We start from the raw sequence: 20,653 nt of genomic DNA on the forward strand, positions 1-20,653 counted from the left end.
CTTCCCCACCACCGCCCGGGCCCTGGAACAGCGCAACGACATGCTGCGCAAACTCAGCACCATGCCCCCCGCCACGGAGGGACGACCGGCCCACTCGGCCCTCACCCTGCCCGAATTCATGCCCACGACGTGAACCCGGGCACGCGCACGGACGACGGACGCCACCGGAATTTGCCGCTCTGGCCTTGGAGTTCAGCGGCGATGGACTCGGAACCCGGCAGGCCGACCCGGACATCGGGATCGGCCCCATCGCCACAGACGGTGCGAGGGCTCGCTGAGCGGAGTACGCCGGACAGCGCCGCCTCCGACCGACCGGTCAGTATGCCCTCAGTGCCTTCGCGCAGGGCAGTTCGTCGGCGCGTAACGGTTCAACGTCAGGTCCGTCGCCCGGGTCCGATCCTTCTCCTGGCCCCCGGCGACGCGGCTGCCGGACGAGCCCGATCAAGGCTCAACCGGCATGTGACGGCTAGTTACGAGGGCGCGGCGGTCAGCCGTCCGGCGAGCCGCAGTCCGATGCCTTCAGCCGGTTGCTGGAGCACCGGGCGGCCCAGGCGACCACCAGGAGACAGACGCCCATGAGCGGATATCCCATGACGATCTTGGCCACGCCCCGCGCATCGACCTTGTCCGCTTGGTAAAGGTGCCCCTGGACGGCGTACCGGACGCCGAAGAGGAAGTAGTCCTTGGCGGATCCGGTCCGCCAGGAAATGCCGGCGGCGATCGCGACACCGAGCATGCCGCCGATGGCGGGCACGATCGACTCCTTGCGCCTCAGCCGGTCTGCGGCGATGGCCACCGCGACGACGCTGGGGGACGTGTGACGTGCGTCAGAGACGGAAGGCTGCCTGCTCGGCGCGCCGCCGAATCGGCGGAGAGCGCACGCGACATGTGTCCGGGTATTCCGAAGGGCGGTCAGGTCACGTCCGACGTCCCGGGCTCGGCTGGCCCGCGATCGTCAAGCCCGTCTTCGGCAGTGGCACCGTCGGTGTCACCGTGGTCGAGTCAGGGACGGTCGGAGGCAGTTCACGAGTGTGTTGCGGCGGTTGGCGGCAGTCCTGGACCGGCTGGCGGAGGCGCGTAGGGTGTCCCGATGCGCTTGCTGAACCTGCGTCACTCGGCCCGTGCGATCGTTCTGGACGAGGAGGACCGCATCCTGCTGTGCAGGTTCGCCCTTCCGGAGAGGGTTGTCTGGGCAGCTCCGGGAGGAGGCATCGAGGCCGGTGAGACACCTCACGCGGCACTGCGCCGCGAGCTGCATGAGGAGATCGGGCTCGTGATCGACGGGACGCCGCCGCACGTGTGGCATCGGAGAGTCGTCGCGTCCGGCTATGTGCGCGGGTATGACGGCGCGATCCAGGACTACTTCCTCGTCCGCACCGCGGCCTTCCAGCCAAACGGTGCACTGTCGAGGGACGAGCTGGCTGCCGAGAACATCACGGGGTTTCGGTGGTGGCGGCTGGCGGAGATCACCGACTACCAAGGGCCCGATGTCTTTGGTCCGCGTGATCTCGCCGGTCCACTGACGAGGTTGATCAAGGATGGAATCCCCGACCAGCCACTGCAGCTTGGTCCGTGAGTCTGATGACCCGTTGGTGAATGACCTGGTGTTCCAGTGGTGAGGCCGCTCGGCACTTGACGGCCAGGAGCCGGCGCTGCGCGGACTGTTCGGGGACGTGGAACGGACAGCGGGCGCAGGCCAGCCGGTGCGGGCAGTTGGCGAAGAAGTCATAGCTGCAGTAGCCCTCGCCCAGGTCGTCGTACTTCCCGGGTTGTTCTCCGCCTGCGGCGGCTTGGGTGAAGGATGGGCTCGCGGTCGATGAGGACCTGGATGGCGCGCAGAAGTGGTCGGCCTTCTTGCAGGCGGCGGGTGAGGGTGCGCTCCAGGATCGCGGCGTAATAGCGGGTGCTGGCGCGTTTCTGCCCGGTCTTGCGGTCGGTCGGGTCGGGCTGGGGCGGCCGGATGAGCCAAGCGTCGATGAGCTGGCCGACGATGGGGTCGACGGGCCATTGGTTACTCTCCGGCCCATAGAAGGAGGAGGCCATGGCACTGGTCAAGAAGGGCGCACGCCGCATCACCGTCGACGGCGTCACCTACCGATGGAGAACCCGAGGGCGACCAACTTATGACCAGGGACTGGTCTGGGGTCCGCTGACTTACGCCGTCGAACATGCCGAGACGCCGGGCACCACTTTGGTGGTCACCACCGACCAGCCGCATCCGAGCAACTCGTTCGACATCCCCGCCAGGCCCGTACTGCCCGCGGAGGTGGCCGCCACGATCCGCACGGCTCGCGCCAAAGGCTGGACACCTGAGAAGCCCGGATCCCCCTTCCTTCTCAACCAGGCCCAGGGCTTCGTGCCTGCTGGCTGACCGGCACAGCCGCAGCAAACTGCGCTGGAAGCGGGGGAGTCCCTAGTTCCGCTCGCGCGCGGGATGGACGTCAGAAATCGAAACTCCCCAGATTCTCCCCAGGTGTGATCACGGCAGGCCGCTGGGTCGGACCAGCCCGGCGGTCCGCCGTGAATCCCAAGGACAGACGGGCGTATAACCTGGGAAAATGCTCCCCGAAGTCACAGCCACGCGCTACGTCACACCACTGCGCGAGGGCGGTTCGCTCCCCGGTCTGGTCGAGGCCGACGACCTGGGGACCTATGTCATGAAGTTCACCGGCGCCGGGCAGGGCCGCAAGACCCTGGTGGCCGAGGTGCTGTGCGGTCGGCTCGCCCGGCGGCTCGGCCTGCGGGTGCCCGAGCTGGTGCGGACCTGGCTCGATCCGGTGATCGGCCTCGCCGAGCCGGACGAGGAGGTTCAGGAGCTCCTGAAGGCGAGCGGTGGGCTCAACCTCGGTATGGACTTCCTGCCCGGCTCGCTCGGCTTCGATCCGCTCGCCTACCAGGTGGGCCCTGAGGAGGCCGGCCGGGTGGTGTGGTTCGACGCGCTGGTGAACAACGTCGACCGCTCCTGGCGCAACCCCAACATGCTGGTGTGGCACGGCGATCTCTGGCTGATCGACCACGGTGCGACGCTGATCTTCCACCACAACTGGCCCACCGCGCAGGCCGCAGCGGAGCGCCCCTACGACGCCTCCGACCACGCACTGGCCCCCTTCGCGCCGCTGACCGAGGAGGCCGCGGCCGAGCTGGCGCCGCTGGTCACCGAGGAACTGCTGTCCGAGTGCGCCGCCGAGATCCCCGACGAATGGCTCGTGGACGAACCGGGCTTCGAGAACCCGGACGAGGTACGCGCCGCGTACACCAAGGTCCTGGCGTCCCGCGCCCGTACGATCCATGAGCGGATCACGCTCGGCGAGCCGAGCAAGGACGGGACCTCGCAAGCGCCGGGGTGGCTCACCGGGAAGGGCGGCGATGCCAAGTGACGCGGATTCGGACGGCGGCAGGTGCGCGCAGCGATCTCGACGTGTTCGAGTACGCGCTGCTGCGTGTTGTTCCCCACATCGAGCGCGGCGAGCTGATCAACGCGGGCGTCCTCGTCTACTGCCGGGCGCGCTCCTTCCTCGGCGCCCGCACCCATCTCGACGAGGACCGGCTGTTCGCCCTCGACCCGTGCGCCGACGTCCAGGGCGTACGGGCCGCGCTGCACGCCGTGGAGGGCGTCTGCAGTGGGGGCGCGCAGGCCGGGCAGGCCGCCGGGGAGGACGTGGGCCGCCGCTTCCGGTGGCTGGTGGCGCCGCGCAGCACGGTCGTCCAGCCCGGCCCGGTGCACACCGGGCTGACCGCCGATCCGGAGGCCGAGAGCGAGCGCCTGCTGGATCTGCTGGTGCGGTAAGGCGCCTGCGGGCCGGAAGGGGCTGCCTCGGTAGGGGCGGGCGTTGACACCGCATCGCCCGCCCCATAGCGTCACGACTGCCAAAGGTACTAAGCGGTTGCTCACCATCTCAGGCCGAGGAGATACCAGCATGTCCAGCACCGAGCAGCGAGTCGCGATCGTGACGGGCGCCGCCCGAGGGATCGGCGCGGCCACGGCCGTCCGCCTGGCGGCCGAGGGCTGTGCCGTCGCCGTCCTCGACCTCGACGAGGCCGCCTGCGCGCAGACCGTCGAGCAGATCACCGAGCAGGGCGGCAAGGCGATCGCCGTAGGCTGCGACGTCTCCGACTCCGCGCAGGTGGAAACCGCTGTCAGCCGCGTGGCCGAGGAGCTCGGGGCGCCCGTGGTGCTGGTGAACAACGCCGGTGTGCTGCGCGACAACCTGCTGTTCAAGATGAGCGACAGCGACTGGGACACGGTCATGAACGTGCACCTGCGGGGCGCCTTCCTGATGTCCCGCGCCTGCCAGAAGTCCATGGTGGACGCCGGCTTCGGGCGCATCGTCAACCTCTCCTCGTCCTCGGCGCTCGGCAACCGCGGCCAGGTCAACTACGCGGCGGCCAAGGCCGGAATGCAGGGCTTCACCAAGACCCTCGCCAAGGAACTGGGCAAGTTCGGCATCACGGCCAACGCGGTCGCCCCCGGCTTCATCGCCACCGACATGACCGCAGCCACCGCCGAGCGCGTGGGCATGAAGTTCGACGACTTCAAGGTCGCCGCGGCCGGCCAGATCCCCGTCCAGCGCGTGGGCGAGCCCGCCGACATCGCCAACGCGGTCGCGTTCTTCGCCGACGAGAAGGCCGGCTTCGTCTCCGGCCAGGTGCTGTACGTCGCCGGCGGACCCCTCAACTGACGGCCGGCGAGGAGCGGAACGGATGACAGAGCAGACAGCGGGCGGAACCAGGCCCGACACCGGGAAGGTCGCGCTCATCACGGGCGCCAGCCGCGGAATCGGCTACGGCATCGCCGAGGCGCTGGTGGCGCGCGGCGACCGGGTGTGCATCACCGGGCGGAACGAGGACGCGCTCAAGGAGGCGGTCGAACGGCTCGGCTCCGAGCGGGCGATGGCCGTCGCGGGCAAGGCGCACGACCTCGATCACCAGGCGGCCGTCGTCGAGCGGGTGATGGAGACGTACGGGCGCGTCGACCATCTGGTCAACAACGCGGGCACCAACCCGGTGTTCGGGCCGATGGCAGAGCTGGACCTGGGCGTTGCACGCAAGGTGTTCGAGACGAACGTGATCTCGGCACTCGGTTTCGCACAGCGCACCTGGGCCGCCTGGCAGCAGGAGAATGGCGGCACCATCGTCAACGTCGCCTCCATCGCGGGCATCTCGGCCTCACCGTTCATCGGCGCGTACGGCATGAGCAAGGCGGCGATGGTCAATCTGACCCAGCAGCTCGCGCACGAGTTCGCGCCGAAGGTGCGGGTCAACGCGGTGGCCCCGGCCGTGGTCAAGACGAAGTTCGCCGCAGCGCTCTACGAGGGACGCGAGGAGGAAGCCGCCGCCCGCTATCCGATGGGCAGGCTCGGCGCGCCTGAGGACGTGGCGGGTGCCACCAAGTTCCTCACCTCCGACGAGGCGGGCTGGATCACCGGTCAGACGCTGACCGTGGACGGCGGTCTCTTCCTCAACGCGGGCGTCGAGTAGCCGGGACGGGCGCCCGAGCGGCGGTCGCACCCCGGTGCGTCCGCCGCGCAGCCGATGTCCTTCCCGGCGCCGAACGGCTGACTCGGCTCCCTCGCGGCCCTCGGCCGGAGCGGGGCGCAGCGTGCCCGCGGGTCATTCGGTGCCGTGCGCAGGGGTGCGTTGCTCCTCTTCGTGCTCCCCCGCGTGTTCCCCTTCGCGCTCCTCGACGGCGGCGCGGAGCTGGGCGAGGAACTGTTCGGCGGCTCGGAGCTCCGGGCCGTCCAGCTGCACGGCGTCGAGCGTGGCCGTATAGCGGATCAGTGCGGAGCGCGGGTTGTCACGTGCCGCTTTGTCGGCGGAGACGCCGCCCTCGACCATGGTGCGCACGCGCTGCTGCCGCTGCTCGCGCAGGAGGCCGTAGACGCGCGACGGGGTGAGGCCGATCGCGGCGGCGATCCGGTCGGGCTTCATGCCGCGGATCGCGGCGTCCTCGACGACACGGGGTGTGACGGCCTGGGCGACTTCCCCGGCGATGCGCAGTGCGCGCACGTCGTCGAGGTCGAGCTCGTGGGCCAAGCCGTCGAGAAGGGCGGCCGTCTCCTTGCAGTCGTCGCGGCGCTGGTCGTATCGGTCGGCTATCCACCGGACGTATGCGAGCGGGTCGGTGCCGTTCTCGGGGTCTCCGCCGGCGGCGATGATCTCGGCACGGCGCGCACGGTCGAACTCCTCGACGGCTTTCATCATCTGCGCGCGGAACCGCTCGACGCTGCTCACGACGGCCGCGGCCTCCCCGGCGGGCGAGGTCGGCGACTTGGAAGTGTCGGTGCCCCCGTTGTGCGTCGCTGCCGGCCCGTCGTCGGTGCCGGTCGGCCGGTCGTTGCTGCTCATGCCTGCTGCTCCTGTCGATGACCGGGGGCCCCGCCTAGGGGCGCGGGACAGACCGCTCACTGTAGCGACTTGTGAAATTGCTACACAAGCGGATTCATGGCGAGGTCGGGGGTCGGGCTCGGCATGGCAACTCACCATCGGCGAGCGGGAGTTGCCGTAAGTCGTACGCCCGATGCGAGTCGGCCGAAGACCCGCTCGCCGAACCGGAACCCGCGAACCGGGAGAAGAACGAACTCTGCGGAAGCTGATCCGCCGTGCCGTGTGCAAGCGCATCCGCACCAGCGCTCGCACCGAACGCACCGTTCAGCCCCTGGGCGAGCCGGAATCTGGGCGGACGAGTACGGCACCGTACGGCCGCTTTTCGCAGGCCCAAAGGCGTCTGTTCACCTGGACCGGCCCAGCTCATCGCAGTCGGACGTCTTGTTCCGCTCCGTTGTCGGCAGTGGCTGGGGTAATGTCCAAGCAATTTCCCGTAGTTGGGTGTTGCCTCGGACCAAGGGCGCACCCCAAGGGCATCGCACCAGCAGTACAGGCACCGCCGACTGAGGAGCGCGCACGTGTTCATCCGGAACGGGCTGCCGAGAGTCGCAGCGACCATACTCCCCCTCGCACTTGTGGCCGGGTGCAGTTCGCTCTCTCCCGGCGACGGGGGCAAGGAGCACCGGATCGTGGTCGGCACCACAAGCGCTCCCAGCTCCCTCGATCCGGCCGCCGCATGGGACGGTTCCTGGGAGCTGTACCGGAACGTCTTCCAGACCCTGATGACCATCCCTAACTCCGGCACCACCCCTGAGCCGGAGGCCGCCAAGGACTGCGAGTTCACCGACTCGGCCAGCCGGGTCTACCGCTGCAAGCTGCGTGAGGGGCTGAAGTTCTCCAGCGGCCGGCCGCTGGACGCCCAGGCGGTCAAGCACTCCTTCGACCGCATCGCCTCGATCGACGCCCCCTCCGGCCCGGCGGCGCTGCTCAGTAACCTTGAGCAGGTCGACGTCCGGGGGAGTCGCACAGTTGTCTTCCGGCTGAAGAAGTCGGACGCCACCTTCCCGTTCATCCTCTCCACCCCCGCGACCTCCCTCGTCGACCCCATGGACTACCCGAGGGCCACCCAGCACCCGGGCAACTCGGTGACCGGCTCGGGACCGTACACGCTCAAGGACTACATACCGGGCAAGAAGGCCGAGCTGGTCAAGAACCCCGACTACAAGGGCAGCGCGAAGGTCAGGAACGACGCGGTCACCATCCGCTACTACAAGCAATCCACCACCATGGTCAGCGACCTCAAGGGGGGCCGAATAGACGTCACCTACCGCGGGCTGACCCCGGAGCAGATCCTGGAGTTCCAGGACGCCACCACCACGGGTGACACCTCCATCGACCTGAGCGAGATGACCGGCTCCGAGGTGCACTTCCTGGTCTTCAACCGTAAGGACAAGCAGGCCGCCAAGCCCGCCGTACGCCGGGCCGTCGCCCAGCTCGTGGACCGTAAGAAGCTGGTGCGGGAGATCTACGATCGGACGGCCGACCCCCTCTATTCCATGGTCCCGGCGGGCATCACCGGGCACACCAACGCCTACCTAGACCGCTACGGGGAGCCCGACCCCAAAAAGGCCCGCAAGACGCTCCGGGACGCGGGCATCTTCGACAAGGTGAACCTCACCCTCTGGTACGCCAAGGACCGCTACGGCGACGCGACGAGCCGGGAGTTCGCCGAAATCAAGCGGCAACTGGAGGACTCCGGCCTCTTCGACATCACCCTCAAGTCACGCCCGTGGGATACGTTCCAGAAGGGCTACCTCAAGAGGGAGTACCCGGTCTTCGGCCGCGGCTGGTCGGCCGACTTCCCCGACGCGGACAACTACATCACGCCCTTCGTGGGTGAGAAGAACGCGGTGGGCACCCCGTACCCGGACCGGAAGCTGACCGAGGAACTGCTGCCGTACTCACGTCGGCAGAGCGACCGCGGAGCGGCCGGGCAGTCGTTCGCGAAGGTCCAGCAGACGATGGCCGACGACGTACAGCTGCTGCCGCTGTGGCAGGGCAAGGTCTATGTCGCGGCGGAGAAGGACATCGCGGGTGTCGAGTGGGCGGTGGACGCCTCGGTCATTCTGCGCGTGTGGGAGCTGTACAAGAAGTCGAGTTGGTAGCGGCCTGCGGGGCTGTCAGAGCCGGGCGGTACCTTCGGAGCGATCACTGATCACCGCTCGCGATCACTGATCACCACTCGGAAGAGCACCACCGCAGCGGAGGTAACAGCGCGTGAAAGAGATGCTGCCCCAGTCCTGGCAGGGCGTCCTCGGGGAGGAGACCGAGAAGCCCTACTTCAAGGAACTGGCGGAGTTCGTCGAGGAGGAGCGGGAGCGCGGCCCCGTCTACCCGCCCCGTGAGGAGGTGTTCGCCGCCCTCGACGCGACCCCGTACGAGCAGGTGAAGGTGCTCATCCTGGGCCAGGACCCGTACCACGGCCCCGGTCAGGGGCACGGGCTGTGCTTCTCGGTCCGCCCGGGCGTCAAGACACCGCCCTCGCTGCGCAACATCTACAAGGAGATGCGTGACGAGCTGGGCCACGCCGTCCCGGACAACGGCTATTTGATGCCCTGGGCCCAGCAGGGTGTGCTGCTGCTGAACGCGGTGCTGACGGTACGCGAGGGCGAGGCCAACTCGCACAAGGGCAAGGGCTGGGAGAAGTTCACCGACGCCGTGATCCGCGCCGTCGCCGACCGCCCCGACCCGGCGGTGTTCGTGCTGTGGGGCAACTACGCGAAGAAGAAGCTGCCGCTCATCGACACCGAGCGGCATGCGGTGGTGCAGGGCGCTCACCCCTCGCCGCTGTCGGCGAAGCGGTTCTTCGGCTCCCGGCCCTTCACCCAGATCAACGAGGCCGTCGCGGCCCAGGGGCACACCCCGATCGACTGGCGCATCCCCGATCTGGGCTGAGTCACCCGGCCCGGGCCCAGCCACCTGTCCGGGCCGTGCCCTCCGGTCCGGGCCGAGCCACGAGGACCGGGTCGTGTCTTCCGGTCCGGGCTGAGCCCTCCGGTCCGGGCCGAGCCACGCGGAGCTCCTCCCGAGGTGAGCGCCATTGTCACAGGCGGCCGTTAGCGTCGTAGACCCAGCACACGGCGAACGGGAGGAGCCCCTCGTGGCGGAGCCCCAGCAGGACGCCCCCCAGGGCGAGCAGGACGCGACGATGGTCAGGATCGGCCAGGCGATCATGCTGCACCGCGGTGGTGACCGGGAGGAGGCCCGGAACCGCTTCGCCGCGCTGTGGACGGAGACCGACACGGACGCCGATCTCTTCTACCGCTGCACCATCGCGCACTACATGGCGGACACCCAGGACGACCCGGCCGACGAGCTCGCCTGGGACCTGCGCGCCCTCGCCGCCGCGGACGCCCTGGACCGGGACCGGGTCAGCTGGGGCGAGCACCAGCTGGCGGTCCGCTCGCTCTACCCCTCCCTGTATCTCAACCTCGCCGCCGACCACGTCAAACTCGGCGACGAGGAGGCCGCCCGGGGCGAGCTGGAGCGAGCGCGGGGCAAGCTGGACGCGCTGCCCGCGGACGCGTACGGAGAGGGCATCCGTGCCGCCATCGAGCGCCTGGAGAAGCGGATCGCCGACGGTGCCGCCTCGCCCGGCGGAACCGCGGACGGCTCCAGCGGCGGCTCGGATCACCTGCCGTAGGCATCTGCCGTAGATGGAGCGCTGACCGTAGACGGAGCGCTGACGTGCGCGGATCACTTGCCGTAGGTGGCACGGCAGATGCGGGCTTGGGCGCTGTCCGGGTCCCACCGCCCGTACGTCTCGCCCAGCTCGCACATGCCGGCGCCAGTGCCGGACCGGCCAGGGCCCTGGCCGCGCCCGTGCTGTCGGTGTGCGCCCGCGCCGCCGGGTCCGCCGCCTTCCGCCCGCCTTGGCCCCGCACCGTCATCTCCGGCTGCCGGAGCCTGCACCTGGGTGCCGGGCAGCGGAGCGGGACGGGGAACGGGCTGCTGCCCGGTGCGGGCCATCGCGTCGGTCGCGGTGCCGCTCTCGCGGGTGCCGACGGAGGTGCCGTGTCGCCGTGGGTCTTCCGGATCGTGCAGGCCGCGGGTAGTCCCGTGCTGGGGAAGCTGGGACAGCGCCTCCTTCACGAGAGGGCGCACCAGGCGGTGCGACGGCGCCGCGCGACCGGTGGGGGAGTGCTGGGGCGAGGGCCCGTCGCCGGGAGTGGGGCCGCCCGGGACGGTGAGGCATCCGGTCGTGGCCGAGAGCGCCACTCCCGCTACGGCCATGGCTTTCGTCATACGAGACACTCCGGTAACTCTTCCCACCGGCGCCCCCGCCGGGAAGTCCCCCCAGGAGTGATCACGGAGCGCTCAGAAGCCCGTTGCCCCGTCGATGCGCTCCCGCAGCAGGTCGGCGTGGCCGTTGTGCCGCGCGTACTCGCTGATCATGTGCAGGTGGATCCAGCGCAGGGAGTTGGTCCAGGTGGGCCGCCGAGGGTTGGTGCCGGCGTCGTCGAGGGACCGCCGGGCGGCGGACTTGCGGGCCCTGTCGACCTCGCGCTGCCAGATGGCCAGCGTCCCGGCGCCGGTGTCGGTGTCGGTCACCACGAAGTCGTCGTCGGGGGCCTCCTCGGTGAAGTAGATCGGGTCGGAGTCCTCCTCGCCGAACACGAACCGGAACCAGTGGCGTTCCACGTCGGTCATATGCCGCAGCAGCCCCAGCAGAGTCAGCCCGGACGGCGGGGCCGAGGCGTTCCGCAGCTGCTCGTCGCTGAGTCCTTCGCACTTCGCGGCCAGCGTGGCGCGGTGGAAATCCAGCCACTGCTCCAGCAGTTGTCTCTCGGAGCCGCTGCCCTGGGGGAGCGGAAGCCCGCTCACGGCTCCGACCGGGCGTCTCTGCGACTGTTCGGCGCCGTTGGGCTGTTCCTCTTCGGTCGTCATGCGGCCATCTTCGTCGCGGGAGCTGCGCGGAGCGACAGTTTTCCCAGCGACCGCTGAGGCGAGGGGCGCACGGCGCGGGGGCCCCGTGGTGCGTTGCCGCGTCAGCCGCGGGGCTCCAGCATCCCGCTCAGGATCTCCTCCAGGCTGGCCCGCAGTTCCTCCTCGGTGGGGACAACCGTGTTGAAGGTGCCCGCCGTGCAGGTGAACAGGATGCCGTCGCACCAGGCCAGCAGCGCACGGCCGCCTTCAGCAGGGCAGCGCGGGTCCGTGCGTGGTTGGACGTGGAGCCCAGTGGCAGCCCGGCTGTCTCGTCCACGGCGCGGTACGAGGCGTGGCGACATCACGTGGAGTCATGGCGGCAATCTGGCGCCCGCCGGAGCGCACGTATGCTGCGCAGACGCAGACGCAGACGCAGACGCAGACGCAGACGCAGACGCAGACGCAGACGCAGACGCAGACGCAGACGCAGTCACCCGTTCGACAGTGAGGGAGGGCCCGTGAGGATCGGTGTGATCGGCCTCGGTGACATCGCCAAGAAGGCGTATCTGCCGGTGCTCATGGCCCAGCCGGGCCTGGAGCCGCATCTGGTCACCCGCACCCCGGCCACCCTGGCGGCCGTCGGCGACGCCTACCGGGTGCCGGACGCGCACCGGCACACCGGCCTCGACGGGCTGCTCGCCACGCGCCCTGACGCTGCGTTCGTGCACGCCGCCACCAACGCCCATCCGGAGCTGGTGCACCGGCTGCTGGACGCAGGCGTGCCCACCTTCGTCGACAAGCCCCTCGCCCGTGAACTCGCCGACTCACGTGCCCTCGTGGAGCTGGCCGAGCGGCGCCGCACCAGCCTCGCCGTCGGCTTCAACCGGCGGCACGCTCCCGGGTACGCGCAGTGCCTGGAGCACCCGCGCGACCTGATCCTCCTCCAGAAGCACCGGGTGGGCCTGCCCGAGGAGCCCCGCAGGATGGTGCTGGACGACTTCATCCACGTCGTCGACACCCTCCGCTTCCTCGCCCCCGGCGAACCGGACGACGTCGAAGTGCGGGCCAGGATCCGCGACGGGCTGCTGCACCATGTGGTGCTCCAGCTCGCGGGCGACGGCTTCACCGCGCTCGGCGTGATGAACCGGCTCTCGGGCTCGGCCGAGGAGATCCTGGAGGTCTCGGGGCAGGACACCAAGCGCGAGGTGCGCGATCTCGCGGAGATCGTGGACCACAAGGGCCAGCCCAGCGTCCGGCGCCGCGGCGACTGGGTGCCCGTCGCCCGGCAGCGCGGCATCGAACAGTGCGTGCTCGCCTTCCTCGACGCCGTACGGGAAGGGCGGACGCTCAGCGCACAGGACGCGCTGCGCACTCACGAGCTGTGCGAACGCGTCCTCAACGACCTTCTGGAACAGTCGCACTGAGCTCCGCGCGCTCCCGGGCCCGTCGCCTCCGCGCCGCCCGCGCGCCCTCCACCACGCCGTACGCCAGCAGTGCGGTCGGCGCCAGCCACAGCATCCAGTCCCCGTGGCGTACGTACAGCGTCGTACCCGTGGCCAGCGGCACCTCGATGAGCTGCACGGAGCTGGTGTCAGTACCCATCGGGGCGCCGACCCGCTCGCCCTCGGGGCCGTAGAAGGCGCTGATGCCGGTGAGCGTCGAGTGCACCATGGGCCGCCCGGACTCGGCGGACCGCAGCGCCGCCAGCGACGCGTGCTGCTCCGGGGCCCAGCTCTGCTGGAAGGTGGAGGTCGACGACTGGGCCACCAGCACCCGGGCGCCCTTCGAGACCAGCTGTCTGCTCATATCGGGGAACGCCGTCTCGAAGCAGATCAGCGGCCCGAACCGCAGCCCGTCCGCGCGCATCACCACCGATGTGCGGCCCCTCTTGCGGTCCTCGTCCGCCGCCCGGCCCACCGATGTGGCCCAGCCGAGCAACGCGCGGGCCGGGATGTACTCGCCGAAGGGCACCAGCCGCATCTTGTCGTAACGCTGCCCGGCCAGCCCGTGCTCGTCGACGAGGACGGAGCTCTTGTAGATGCCCGGCCGGTCGTCCCGCCGCGAGTCGACGTTCACCAGCAGCGGCGCACCCGTCTGCCGGGAGAGCGTGGCGAGCCTGCGCACCAGCGCGGGGTGCGCGTTGAGGTCGTAGCCGACGCTGCTCTCACCCCACACCACCAGGTCGGGATCGCGGTTCGCCAGCCGGCGGGTCAGCTCCTCGCCGCGCGCGAACCGCTCCTGACGCGAGAGCGTCTCCCCGATCTGTACGACGGCGATGCGGGTGCTGCCCGCGGGCTGGGGCTGCGGCGCCCACAGCCACACCGCGCTGGTGATGACGGCGACGCACACCAGCCCCACCACGGCGGCCACCCGGGCGCGGGGCGCGGTCAGCACGGCGGCCAGCAAGGTGTTCACCGCCACCAGCAGGAAGCTCACCAGCCATACGCCGCCCACCGAGGCCAGCCGCAGCGCAGGTCGAACCTCCCACTGGCTCGCGCCCAACAGCCCCCACGGTCCGCCCAGGTACTCCCAGGATCTGACCAACTCCGCCAACAGCCAGCCCGACGGCACCAGCACCACGGCCGCCGCCAGCCGCCCGGCGCCCGGAGTGCCGGCCAGCAGCCGATGCACCAGCCAGCCCCACGGCAACCACAACAGCCCCAGCAGGGCGGCGAGGAGGAGGATGAACACATGCAGGTTCGGCATCAGCCAGTGGTGCATCACCAGCATGAACCCCGTACCGCCCAGCCAGCCCGCGAACGCAGCAGCGCGGCCCGAGGGTGCGTTGCGCAGCACCAGCAGCCACGGCACCAGCGCGACGTACGCCAGCCACCACAGCGAGGGGGCGGGGAACGCCAGCACGGGCACGGCGCCCGCCCCCAGTGGCAGCGCCACGCGAACCCAACGGGACGCCGGCCACGGACGCATGGGCCCCCTCCTTCATCCGGTGCTCCGATCACCAGTGTGCGGGAGGGGGTGCGGGCGAGCGAGGGGGCGTGCGGGGGCGGGCGCGGCGCGGCTGTGCGCGGACATACGCCGCGGCCCGCATCGGCCGCGCCCTCGGTCGCCGTTGGGGCGGGGCAGCCGGACGGCCCTGGTCCGTTACGGCGCGGGCACCGGTTGGCGGCCCGCGGGAGTGCGAGAGGCGGGGACGACCACGGTGCGCGTCGCCGCTTCCGGCGCCTGCTGTACCGCGAAATCGGCCTCTGCGGTCCGACCCGGTCCGCTGTTGCTCCGCGGTCGCGGCTCCCGGGGCCGGGGCTGCGGAGTCTCCTCCGCCCGTACCTGCCGGGTGCTGTCGGACGACAGCACGACCAGGCCCCAGGCGGCCAGCGCCCCGGCGCCCAGTGCCAGCACCGTGCCCGTCGCGCCGTACCGGAAGCCCTCGCCCAGCAGGAGTATCCCCGCGGCTGCGGCGACCACCGGGTTGGCCACGGTGGCGGTCGCCAGCGGTGTGGCCAGTCCGCCGTCCCGGTAGGAAGCCTGCGAGCTGGCCAGCCCGGCAGCCGCCAGCACCGCCGTCAGCACGGCCAGCGGCACGAAGGTGGCCAACGGGGCAGAGGTCCAGCCGTCGGCGAGCGTCTTCACGAACACCGAGGCGGCGCCGTACGCCACCCCCGCGGCCAGCGCCAGCGACACGCTCCGCAGCATGGCGGCGCGGCTGCCGGGGCGGCCGTGGCCCAGCCGCCGCACTCCCGTCGCCGTACCCACCAGCAGCGCGAGAGCGCCCAGCACACAGCCCGCGAGGACGAACTGGCCGCCGCCCTCCAGGGAATCGGCCCCCCGGTCACCGGTGAGCAGCAGAATTCCGGCCAGCCCGGCCGAGACGAGGACGATGCCCCGCCAAGCGGCCGGGGCCACCTGCCGCCGGCCCAGGAGAGCTGCCATCGGAGCGGCGAGGACGAGCGTCAGTACGCCGAGCGGCTGGACGACGGTCAGCGGCCCCAGGCCGAGCGCGACCACGTGCAGCAACCCGCCCGAGCCCTGCAGCACGGCCGCGGTCCACCACATGCCGGAGCGCAGCAGCCCCCATCGGCTCGGCGCTGTCGTCGTGGCGATCCGCTCCTGCACGATCGCGGCCAGCGCGTAGCTGACCGCGGAAACCAGGGACAGCAGCACCGCCGTGGTCAGTGCGCTCATATCCGGTCCGCGCGGCGCGGGTTGGGCATCGGGTTCATGCTGTCCACGATTCCGCGCACGCGGTGATCTGTCGTCACCTGTCAGCATCGTCTTGATGTACAGCCAGCGGAGTACGGCACCGAGCCGTGTCCCCCTGCCAGGTGACACCCCGGGGATGACCGGCATGCCGGTCAGCGGACGGCCCGGCACCGACCGTGGTGCGGTCTACGGCTGGGTCGGCAGCGGGCCCTCGCCCGAGACCTCGACCGGTCCGAAGCCGCTGCCCAGCACGGTGACCCGGCAGACGCGCCCGTCGGCCAGCCGCAGCCGCGCCGTGTCGCCCTCCAGATCGGTCCACAGCCGCCGGTCGCCCTCCGGCCTGATGGTGCCGGACCACGCGGTTCCGGGGCCGGTGGTCTCCGTGAACAGCGCCACGTCGACCGGCACCTCGGCGGCTCCGGTCAGCAGGGTCGCGGGACCACGGTAGAAGTTGTCCATACGGCCAGTGTGGCAGTCCTCGCCCCACCCGGCACTGCTGTACACAGCGGGATCGCTCGCCGCGGACCGACGGAACCCCGCCGCCCGCACGGTGCGGGGACGGGGTCCGACGGCCGACGTGCATCAGTTGCTGTCGTAAGACCTCAGAACTTGTTCTTGCAGTAGTTCTGAACGGCCGGGCTCAGGATCGGGATGCCGATGGGGTTGCCGCAGGCGTTCACGCCGACGTTCAGAGAGCCCGGCGATTTGCCATGGGGATCGTCGTTGGCGGCTGCGGTCCCCGCTGTGGAGCCGAGCAGGGCGATGGCGCTGAGGGCGCCGGCAGTGATGGCAGTACGGATTCGCATGTTCGCTCCCGACAGAGGGGTGGTTGTTGTCTCCACGCCCACCGTGACGGCGTACGGACATGTCGCGCATTTCGGGCTACTCCGGCCGGGTGTCCGTGTTGGTACGGTGCCTGCCGAGAGGGCCGTGTTAGGGCACGGAAGGGGGCCGGGAATGAACGCAGAGCAGGAGCCGGGGCACACCGCGGACCTGGAGCGGGAAGAGGCGGCCCTGCTGCCGGACAGTGAGCCGGTTCCGGGGCGGCGGGTGCTGTGCCGTATGTGCGGGCAGCCGTTGCGTGACCGTGCCTCGCGGCTGTGGGGCCTGGGCCCGGACTGCCGTCACAAGCTGGCCGTACGCTCAGCGCCCACGCCGCCCCGGCGCGAGGTCGACCAGGACGCGCTGCCCGGGCTGTGAGCTGCGGGCTCCTGGCGCGTCTGCGCGGGGATCCGGGAACGCGCCGGAATCATGGGAGAGTCCACCGGCGAAAGGCAGTTCCCGTGTCCCAGCCACCACAGCCCGGACCGCACCGGGACGACCACCGCCGCTCCCGCCGCCGCTCCGGCACCGAGCCGCTGACCGCGCGCAGCGATATCTGGCTGCGCACGCTGCTGTCGTCCATCGGAGTGCCGTTCTTCGCCGCGGCCACGGCGCTGTTCGCCTGGTGGGCCGCGTCCTCCGACAGTCACAGTTCGCCCAGCGACCGGGTGCTCATGGTGCTGGCCGCGGTCTGCGGCGCCCTGGCGCTGGGCGCCGCCGTCGATCTGCTGGTGCTCAGGCGCAGACGCCGCCAGGAGCGCGAACAGCGCCGCTGATCACCCGTTCAGCCGCCCGGCTCAGCCCACCGACTCGCCCGCGTGCGGACTGATCACGCCCGCCGCCATCAGGGCGAAGAGCACGAGCCCCAGCAGAATCCGGTAGATGACGAACGGCATGAAGCTGCGGGTCGAAATGAACTTCATGAACCACGCGATGACGACATAAGCCACCATGAACGCCAGCACCGTGGCGAAGATCGTCGGCCCCCAGGAGACGTGGCCCTCGCCGATGTCCTTCAGCTCGAACAGACCGGAGGCGAGCACCGCGGGAACGGCCAGCAGGAAGGAGTATCGGGCCGCCGCCTCGCGCCGGTAGCCCATGAACAGGCCGCCGCTGATCGTGGCGCCCGACCGGGACACCCCGGGGACCAGCGCCAGCGCCTGCGCGCAGCCGAAGAGCAGACCGTCGCGCACAGTGAGCTGTTCCAGGGACTTGCGCTCCCGCCGGGCCCGGTGGCGGCCGCCCTTGGAGTCGCGGGCCGCCATCCGGTCGGCGATGCCCAGGACGATACCGAGCCCCACGAGCGTCGTCGCGATCAGCCGCAGATCGCGGAAGGGGCCCTCGATCTGGTCCTTGAAGGCCAGCCCGAGCACACCGATCGGAATGGAGCCCACGATCACGAGCCAGCCCATCTGCGCGTTGTGGTCGCGGCGGGCCTCGCTGCTGTAGAGCGAGCGGAACCAGGCCGCCACGATGCGGCCGATGTCCTTACGGAAGAAGATCAGGACGGCTGCCTCGGTGCCGATCTGGGTGACGGCGGTGAACGCTGCGCCAGGGTCGTGCCAGCCGGCGAACGCCGCGACCAGCCGCAGATGCGCGCTGGAGGAGATCGGGAGGAACTCGGTCAGTCCCTGGACGAGTCCGAGGACGAAGGATTCAAACCAAGACATCGGCGGAGGGGCTCGTCCCTGTGGTAGTCGGGGTCAGTGGTGGGAGACCGGCTCGGATGCGGCCGTCGAGCAGGCTTCGGGCGGAACGGCGGGGCGGGCCTCCGTACCCGACGCGCCACCCTTCAGATGGGCGCGCTTGCGCCAGGCGACCACGCCGCCCGCCAGCCCGGAGAGCGCGATGAAGCCGAACGAGGCCAGGAAGACCGGTGAGGTCGGCTTCGCCGCGCTGCTGCCCGCGATGACGTACGCCGCGGTGTTGGGCACCGAGCCGAGCGCAGTGGCGCTCAGGAAGGCGGGCCAGCTCATCCGGGAGACGGCGGCGCCGTAGTTGGAGGCCGCGAACGGCACGCCCGGCAGCAGCCGGATCACCAGCATCGAGCGGAAGCCGCGCCTGCTCAACTGCCGGTCGGCGGCGGACAGCCAGCGGCCGCGGAGCAGCGTTCGCAGCGCGTCCTGGCCCAGCATCCGGCCCAGTCCGAAGGCGATGCCCGCGCCGATCACCGTGCCGGCCGTCGCCGAGAACGTGCCCGCCTGGGCGCCGAAGAGGACACCAGCCGCGACATTGAGCACGGGCCGCGGTACGAAGGCCGCGGTGCACAGCCCGTAGGCGGCGCCGAACAGGGCGACGGCCGTACCGCCGGCAGCCTGGGGAGACCAGCCGTGGGTGAGTACGCGCTGGGGCTCGTACAGCAGCATCGTCGTCGCCGCGCTGGACAGCAGCACGGCGAGCAGGGCGAGGCGGGACCAGGGAGAGAGCAGGGTCCTGGTGAGACGGCTGGGGAGTCCGTCTGGCTGCGTGGCGGGGACGGGCACGGTGGGAGCGTAACCGACGAACCGGCACCTCCGCCGTTCGGGGCTGTACGGAAAGCCCGAAAAATGCCGCTCCGCAGCGGTGTTCGCTCCCCGTCCACCACCGCGTTCACCTGGTACGGAGAGCCTCGTGCGGAACTTCGGCAGGGCGGCTTCGAAAACCGTTCGACGTCCGGCGGCCGGCGAGTGATGATCGGTCGGTGTTCCGGCAGTCCCGTCTCTGTGCTCCGGCCGCGGTCGCGGCCGCCCGGCGGGCTGCCCTCTTCCCGACCCGGGGCGTGTGTGTCCGCCCCGTCCCTCCCGGCGTCCGGCTCCGCCGACGCTGACCCTTCCCGGATCGATCGAGGACCCCACAGGGGGAGGGTCGGTCATCTCTTGGGGTCCGCCTCGTCCCGCACCGGTCCAGGAGGGCACCCATGTCCGGCCACACCCACCCGTACCCCACCCCGCATCTGACCATCGGCACGCTGGGCCACCAAGGGCACGGCAAAACCACTCTGGCCGCGGCGCTGGCCGCCGCCCGCACACCCGGCGCAACCGGCCCCCGCTCACCCGCGTATGCCGGCCCCCGCTCTCCCGGGTATCCGGACCCCCGTTCACCCGCGGATCCGGAGCGGCTCCGACGACGATTCCGGTACGCGACCGACACCCGGCACTACACCCTGCTGGATCCCGCCGGAAGTCCGGAACATCCCCTTGGGTCCCGCTTTCTGCGCGGCTTGGACGGTGCGGTGCTCGTCGTCTCCGTGCTGGAGGGCGTACGGCCCGGTACCGCCGACCACCTCTCGCTCGCGCGTCGCAGCGGCCTCGCACATCTGGTCGTGGCCCTCACCATGGCCGACGCCGGCAACGACGAGCTGACGGAGTTGGTGGAGATCGATGTACGGGCGCAGATGACGGCGCACGGCTTCGCGGGGGAGACGCTTCCGGCCGTCCGGGTCTCCGCCCGCCGCGCACTGGAGGGCGATGCGCGGTGGAAGGCCACGATCGAGGCGCTGCTGGATGCCGTCGACACCTACGTGCCCTCGCCTGAGGTGCTCTGAGCGGCTCTGCGGACCTCACAATGGAGCAGTGGACACCGAAGCACACGGGGAGCAGATACCCCGCACCCGAGCCGTCGCGGGCGGCACGGCCAAGCTGCTGCCGGACGTCGACCGGGCGCGCGCCTGGCTGCTGACCGTGGACGGTGCGCCGCAGTCGTACGTCGACCTGGATGCGCCCGAGCACCTGGAGTTCGAGTACGCGCGCCGGGTCGGCCACCTGCTGGATGTCACGGCGTCGCCGGGGGTGCCACTTGACGTGCTCCACCTCGGCGGCGGAGCGCTCACGCTGCCCCGCTATCTCGCCGCGACCCGTCCCGGCTCCCGGCAGCGGGTGGCCGACCCGGACGCGGAGTTGACCGCCTTCGTCGCCGAGCACCTTCCGCTCCCTGAGGGCGCGCACATCGCGGTGGAGGCGGCGGACGGGCGGGCCGTGCTGGAGTCCTCGGCACCCGGCAGCGCGGACGTACTGGTGGCCGACGTCTACGGCGGCTCGCAGGTCCCCGCGCATCTGACCACGTTGCCGTACGCGAGGGAGGCGGCGCGGGTGCTGCGGCCGGGTGGCACCTATGTGGCCAACCTCGCCGATGCCGCGCCGTTCCGCTTTCTCGCCTCCCAACTGGCCACGTTCGCTGCGGTCTTCCCGCAGCTGGCGGTGGTCGCCGAGCCCGCGGTACTGCGCGGGCGGCGGTTCGGCAACATCCTGCTGATCGCCTCGCGGCACGAGCAGCCGCTGCCGGAGCTGGCCCGACGCTGCTCGGCTGATCCGTTTCCCGCCCGGGTCGAACACGGCGCGGCGCTGGGGCGCTTGATGCGCGGCGTACGGGCGGTCGAGGACGGCGACGCTGTGCCGTCCCCGGAACCGCCGGACGGCGCCTTCAGCATCGGCTGAGGGCGCCGTCC

At 70.8% G+C, this 20,653-nt stretch carries 24 protein-coding genes and 2 pseudogenes; 15 read left to right on the forward strand and 11 right to left on the reverse strand.

Features of this window, described 5'->3' with window-relative positions:
* Positions 1-133 (forward strand): annotated as a pseudogene (locus ACTWP9_RS15595) (FAD-dependent oxidoreductase); the annotation flags it as partial.
* A 354-nt stretch (positions 134-487) separates the two neighbouring features.
* Here the strand turns inward: ACTWP9_RS15595 and ACTWP9_RS15600 are convergent.
* Positions 488-796: a DUF3159 domain-containing protein gene (locus tag ACTWP9_RS15600; RefSeq protein WP_443246742.1), complete on the reverse strand. Its 309-nt coding sequence runs from the start codon at positions 794-796 to the stop codon at positions 488-490.
* A 294-nt stretch (positions 797-1,090) separates the two neighbouring features.
* On the opposite strand from ACTWP9_RS15600, the gene ACTWP9_RS15605 reads away from it, so the two are divergent.
* The 6 genes from ACTWP9_RS15605 to ACTWP9_RS15630 all read left to right on the forward strand — a co-directional run bounded on the left by ACTWP9_RS15605 (position 1,091) and on the right by ACTWP9_RS15630 (position 5,478).
* Positions 1,091-1,576 carry an NUDIX hydrolase gene (locus ACTWP9_RS15605; protein ID WP_443246743.1) on the forward strand — a complete coding sequence of 162 codons (486 nt, stop codon included), beginning with the start codon at positions 1,091-1,093 and terminating at the stop codon, positions 1,574-1,576.
* 465 nt (positions 1,577-2,041) lie between these two features.
* Positions 2,042-2,371, forward strand: coding sequence for a hypothetical protein (locus ACTWP9_RS15610; RefSeq protein ID WP_443246744.1), 330 nt, complete (start codon positions 2,042-2,044; stop codon positions 2,369-2,371).
* A 187-nt stretch (positions 2,372-2,558) separates the two neighbouring features.
* A complete protein-coding gene (locus tag ACTWP9_RS15615) occupies positions 2,559-3,377 on the forward strand; it encodes a HipA family kinase (protein WP_443246745.1) in 819 nt (272 codons plus the stop codon).
* The gene (locus ACTWP9_RS15620; RefSeq protein ID WP_433103946.1) at positions 3,374-3,787 is read left to right on the forward strand and encodes a DUF3037 domain-containing protein; all 414 of its coding nucleotides are present in this window, start codon (positions 3,374-3,376) and stop codon (positions 3,785-3,787) included. The genes ACTWP9_RS15615 and ACTWP9_RS15620 overlap by 4 nt, the downstream gene beginning before the upstream one ends.
* A 130-nt stretch (positions 3,788-3,917) precedes the next feature.
* On the forward strand, positions 3,918-4,679 hold the full coding sequence (gene fabG, locus ACTWP9_RS15625) for a 3-oxoacyl-ACP reductase FabG (RefSeq protein ID WP_443246746.1): 762 nt from the start codon (positions 3,918-3,920) through the stop codon (positions 4,677-4,679).
* Positions 4,680-4,701: 22 nt separating this feature from the next.
* Complete coding sequence (locus ACTWP9_RS15630) at positions 4,702-5,478, forward strand: SDR family oxidoreductase (protein WP_443246747.1); 777 nt, start codon at positions 4,702-4,704, stop codon at positions 5,476-5,478.
* Between the two features lie 132 nt (positions 5,479-5,610).
* Here ACTWP9_RS15630 and ACTWP9_RS15635 read toward each other — a convergent pair whose 3' ends face one another.
* Positions 5,611-6,345: a hypothetical protein gene (locus ACTWP9_RS15635; RefSeq protein ID WP_443246748.1), complete on the reverse strand. Its 735-nt coding sequence runs from the start codon at positions 6,343-6,345 to the stop codon at positions 5,611-5,613.
* A gap of 557 nt (positions 6,346-6,902) precedes the next feature.
* Between ACTWP9_RS15635 and ACTWP9_RS15640 the strand changes: the two genes are divergently transcribed.
* The 3 genes from ACTWP9_RS15640 to ACTWP9_RS15650 all read left to right on the forward strand — a co-directional run bounded on the left by ACTWP9_RS15640 (position 6,903) and on the right by ACTWP9_RS15650 (position 10,027).
* Positions 6,903-8,489 (forward strand): ABC transporter substrate-binding protein, encoded by a 1,587-nt coding sequence (locus ACTWP9_RS15640; protein ID WP_443246749.1) that lies wholly within the window; start codon positions 6,903-6,905, stop codon positions 8,487-8,489.
* 121 nt (positions 8,490-8,610) lie between these two features.
* Positions 8,611-9,279, forward strand: coding sequence for a uracil-DNA glycosylase (locus tag ACTWP9_RS15645; protein WP_443247010.1), 669 nt, complete (start codon positions 8,611-8,613; stop codon positions 9,277-9,279).
* 205 nt (positions 9,280-9,484) lie between these two features.
* On the forward strand, positions 9,485-10,027 hold the full coding sequence (locus tag ACTWP9_RS15650) for a hypothetical protein (protein WP_443246750.1): 543 nt from the start codon (positions 9,485-9,487) through the stop codon (positions 10,025-10,027).
* 53 nt (positions 10,028-10,080) lie between these two features.
* On the opposite strand, the gene ACTWP9_RS15655 is transcribed toward ACTWP9_RS15650, so the two are convergent.
* The 3 genes and pseudogenes from ACTWP9_RS15655 to ACTWP9_RS15665 form a co-directional block, all read right to left on the reverse strand.
* On the reverse strand, positions 10,081-10,629 hold the full coding sequence (locus ACTWP9_RS15655) for a hypothetical protein (RefSeq protein ID WP_443246751.1): 549 nt from the start codon (positions 10,627-10,629) through the stop codon (positions 10,081-10,083).
* Between the two features lie 72 nt (positions 10,630-10,701).
* Positions 10,702-11,271 (reverse strand): DinB family protein, encoded by a 570-nt coding sequence (locus tag ACTWP9_RS15660; RefSeq protein ID WP_443246752.1) that lies wholly within the window; start codon positions 11,269-11,271, stop codon positions 10,702-10,704.
* A 232-nt stretch (positions 11,272-11,503) separates the two neighbouring features.
* Positions 11,504-11,608, reverse strand: a pseudogene (locus tag ACTWP9_RS15665) (TetR/AcrR family transcriptional regulator); the annotation flags it as partial.
* 160 nt (positions 11,609-11,768) lie between these two features.
* On the opposite strand from ACTWP9_RS15665, the gene ACTWP9_RS15670 reads away from it, so the two are divergent.
* Positions 11,769-12,674 (forward strand): Gfo/Idh/MocA family protein, encoded by a 906-nt coding sequence (locus ACTWP9_RS15670; protein ID WP_443246753.1) that lies wholly within the window; start codon positions 11,769-11,771, stop codon positions 12,672-12,674.
* Here ACTWP9_RS15670 and lnt read toward each other — a convergent pair.
* The 4 genes from lnt to ACTWP9_RS15690 all read right to left on the reverse strand — a co-directional run bounded on the left by lnt (position 12,646) and on the right by ACTWP9_RS15690 (position 16,214).
* Complete coding sequence (lnt, locus tag ACTWP9_RS15675; RefSeq protein ID WP_443246754.1) at positions 12,646-14,178, reverse strand: apolipoprotein N-acyltransferase; 1,533 nt, start codon at positions 14,176-14,178, stop codon at positions 12,646-12,648. The genes ACTWP9_RS15670 and lnt overlap by 29 nt on opposite strands.
* A 174-nt stretch (positions 14,179-14,352) precedes the next feature.
* The gene (locus tag ACTWP9_RS15680; protein WP_443246755.1) at positions 14,353-15,390 is read right to left on the reverse strand and encodes a DMT family transporter; all 1,038 of its coding nucleotides are present in this window, start codon (positions 15,388-15,390) and stop codon (positions 14,353-14,355) included.
* A 204-nt stretch (positions 15,391-15,594) separates the two neighbouring features.
* Positions 15,595-15,867: a hypothetical protein gene (locus ACTWP9_RS15685; RefSeq protein WP_443246756.1), complete on the reverse strand. Its 273-nt coding sequence runs from the start codon at positions 15,865-15,867 to the stop codon at positions 15,595-15,597.
* Positions 15,868-16,010: 143 nt separating this feature from the next.
* Entirely contained in the window at positions 16,011-16,214 is a 204-nt protein-coding gene (locus tag ACTWP9_RS15690) for a chaplin (protein WP_443246757.1), read from the reverse strand.
* 151 nt (positions 16,215-16,365) lie between these two features.
* Here ACTWP9_RS15690 and ACTWP9_RS15695 point away from each other — a divergent pair, with 151 nt between their 5' ends.
* The gene (locus ACTWP9_RS15695; RefSeq protein WP_443246758.1) at positions 16,366-16,608 is read left to right on the forward strand and encodes a DUF6011 domain-containing protein; all 243 of its coding nucleotides are present in this window, start codon (positions 16,366-16,368) and stop codon (positions 16,606-16,608) included.
* 83 nt (positions 16,609-16,691) lie between these two features.
* The gene (locus tag ACTWP9_RS15700) at positions 16,692-17,006 is read left to right on the forward strand and encodes a DUF6343 family protein (protein ID WP_443246759.1); all 315 of its coding nucleotides are present in this window, start codon (positions 16,692-16,694) and stop codon (positions 17,004-17,006) included.
* Positions 17,007-17,027: 21 nt separating this feature from the next.
* Here the strand turns inward: ACTWP9_RS15700 and ACTWP9_RS15705 are convergent, their stop codons facing one another.
* Complete coding sequence (locus ACTWP9_RS15705; protein ID WP_443246760.1) at positions 17,028-17,900, reverse strand: undecaprenyl-diphosphate phosphatase; 873 nt, start codon at positions 17,898-17,900, stop codon at positions 17,028-17,030.
* A 33-nt stretch (positions 17,901-17,933) separates the two neighbouring features.
* Positions 17,934-18,713 carry a TVP38/TMEM64 family protein gene (locus tag ACTWP9_RS15710; RefSeq protein ID WP_443246761.1) on the reverse strand — a complete coding sequence of 260 codons (780 nt, stop codon included), beginning with the start codon at positions 18,711-18,713 and terminating at the stop codon, positions 17,934-17,936.
* Between the two features lie 413 nt (positions 18,714-19,126).
* On the opposite strand from ACTWP9_RS15710, the gene ACTWP9_RS15715 reads away from it, so the two are divergent.
* The gene (locus ACTWP9_RS15715; RefSeq protein WP_443246762.1) at positions 19,127-19,753 is read left to right on the forward strand and encodes a GTP-binding protein; all 627 of its coding nucleotides are present in this window, start codon (positions 19,127-19,129) and stop codon (positions 19,751-19,753) included.
* 28 nt (positions 19,754-19,781) lie between these two features.
* On the forward strand, positions 19,782-20,642 hold the full coding sequence (locus ACTWP9_RS15720) for a spermidine synthase (RefSeq protein WP_443246763.1): 861 nt from the start codon (positions 19,782-19,784) through the stop codon (positions 20,640-20,642).
* Positions 20,643-20,653 lie beyond the last annotated feature (11 nt).

The organism is Streptomyces sp. 3N207, from assembly GCF_052246355.1.
GTDB lineage: Bacteria > Actinomycetota > Actinomycetes > Streptomycetales > Streptomycetaceae > Streptomyces.

Coding starts and splice junctions, on each gene's coding strand:
- ACTWP9_RS15685 (WP_443246756.1), bottom strand. CDS start 15,867: ATGGACAACTTCTACCGTGGTCCCGCGACCCTGCTGACCGGAGCCGCC.
- fabG (WP_443246746.1), top strand. CDS start 3,918: ATGTCCAGCACCGAGCAGCGAGTCGCGATCGTGACGGGCGCCGCCCGA.
- ACTWP9_RS15645 (WP_443247010.1), top strand. CDS start 8,611: ATGCTGCCCCAGTCCTGGCAGGGCGTCCTCGGGGAGGAGACCGAGAAG.
- lnt (WP_443246754.1), bottom strand. CDS start 14,178: ATGCGTCCGTGGCCGGCGTCCCGTTGGGTTCGCGTGGCGCTGCCACTG.
- ACTWP9_RS15705 (WP_443246760.1), bottom strand. CDS start 17,900: ATGTCTTGGTTTGAATCCTTCGTCCTCGGACTCGTCCAGGGACTGACC.
- ACTWP9_RS15680 (WP_443246755.1), bottom strand. CDS start 15,390: ATGAGCGCACTGACCACGGCGGTGCTGCTGTCCCTGGTTTCCGCGGTC.
- ACTWP9_RS15690 (WP_443246757.1), bottom strand. CDS start 16,214: ATGCGAATCCGTACTGCCATCACTGCCGGCGCCCTCAGCGCCATCGCC.
- ACTWP9_RS15635 (WP_443246748.1), bottom strand. CDS start 6,345: ATGAGCAGCAACGACCGGCCGACCGGCACCGACGACGGGCCGGCAGCG.
- ACTWP9_RS15660 (WP_443246752.1), bottom strand. CDS start 11,271: ATGACGACCGAAGAGGAACAGCCCAACGGCGCCGAACAGTCGCAGAGA.
- ACTWP9_RS15715 (WP_443246762.1), top strand. CDS start 19,127: ATGTCCGGCCACACCCACCCGTACCCCACCCCGCATCTGACCATCGGC.
- ACTWP9_RS15610 (WP_443246744.1), top strand. CDS start 2,042: ATGGCACTGGTCAAGAAGGGCGCACGCCGCATCACCGTCGACGGCGTC.
- ACTWP9_RS15615 (WP_443246745.1), top strand. CDS start 2,559: ATGCTCCCCGAAGTCACAGCCACGCGCTACGTCACACCACTGCGCGAG.
- ACTWP9_RS15630 (WP_443246747.1), top strand. CDS start 4,702: ATGACAGAGCAGACAGCGGGCGGAACCAGGCCCGACACCGGGAAGGTC.
- ACTWP9_RS15605 (WP_443246743.1), top strand. CDS start 1,091: ATGCGCTTGCTGAACCTGCGTCACTCGGCCCGTGCGATCGTTCTGGAC.
- ACTWP9_RS15695 (WP_443246758.1), top strand. CDS start 16,366: ATGAACGCAGAGCAGGAGCCGGGGCACACCGCGGACCTGGAGCGGGAA.
- ACTWP9_RS15655 (WP_443246751.1), bottom strand. CDS start 10,629: ATGACGAAAGCCATGGCCGTAGCGGGAGTGGCGCTCTCGGCCACGACC.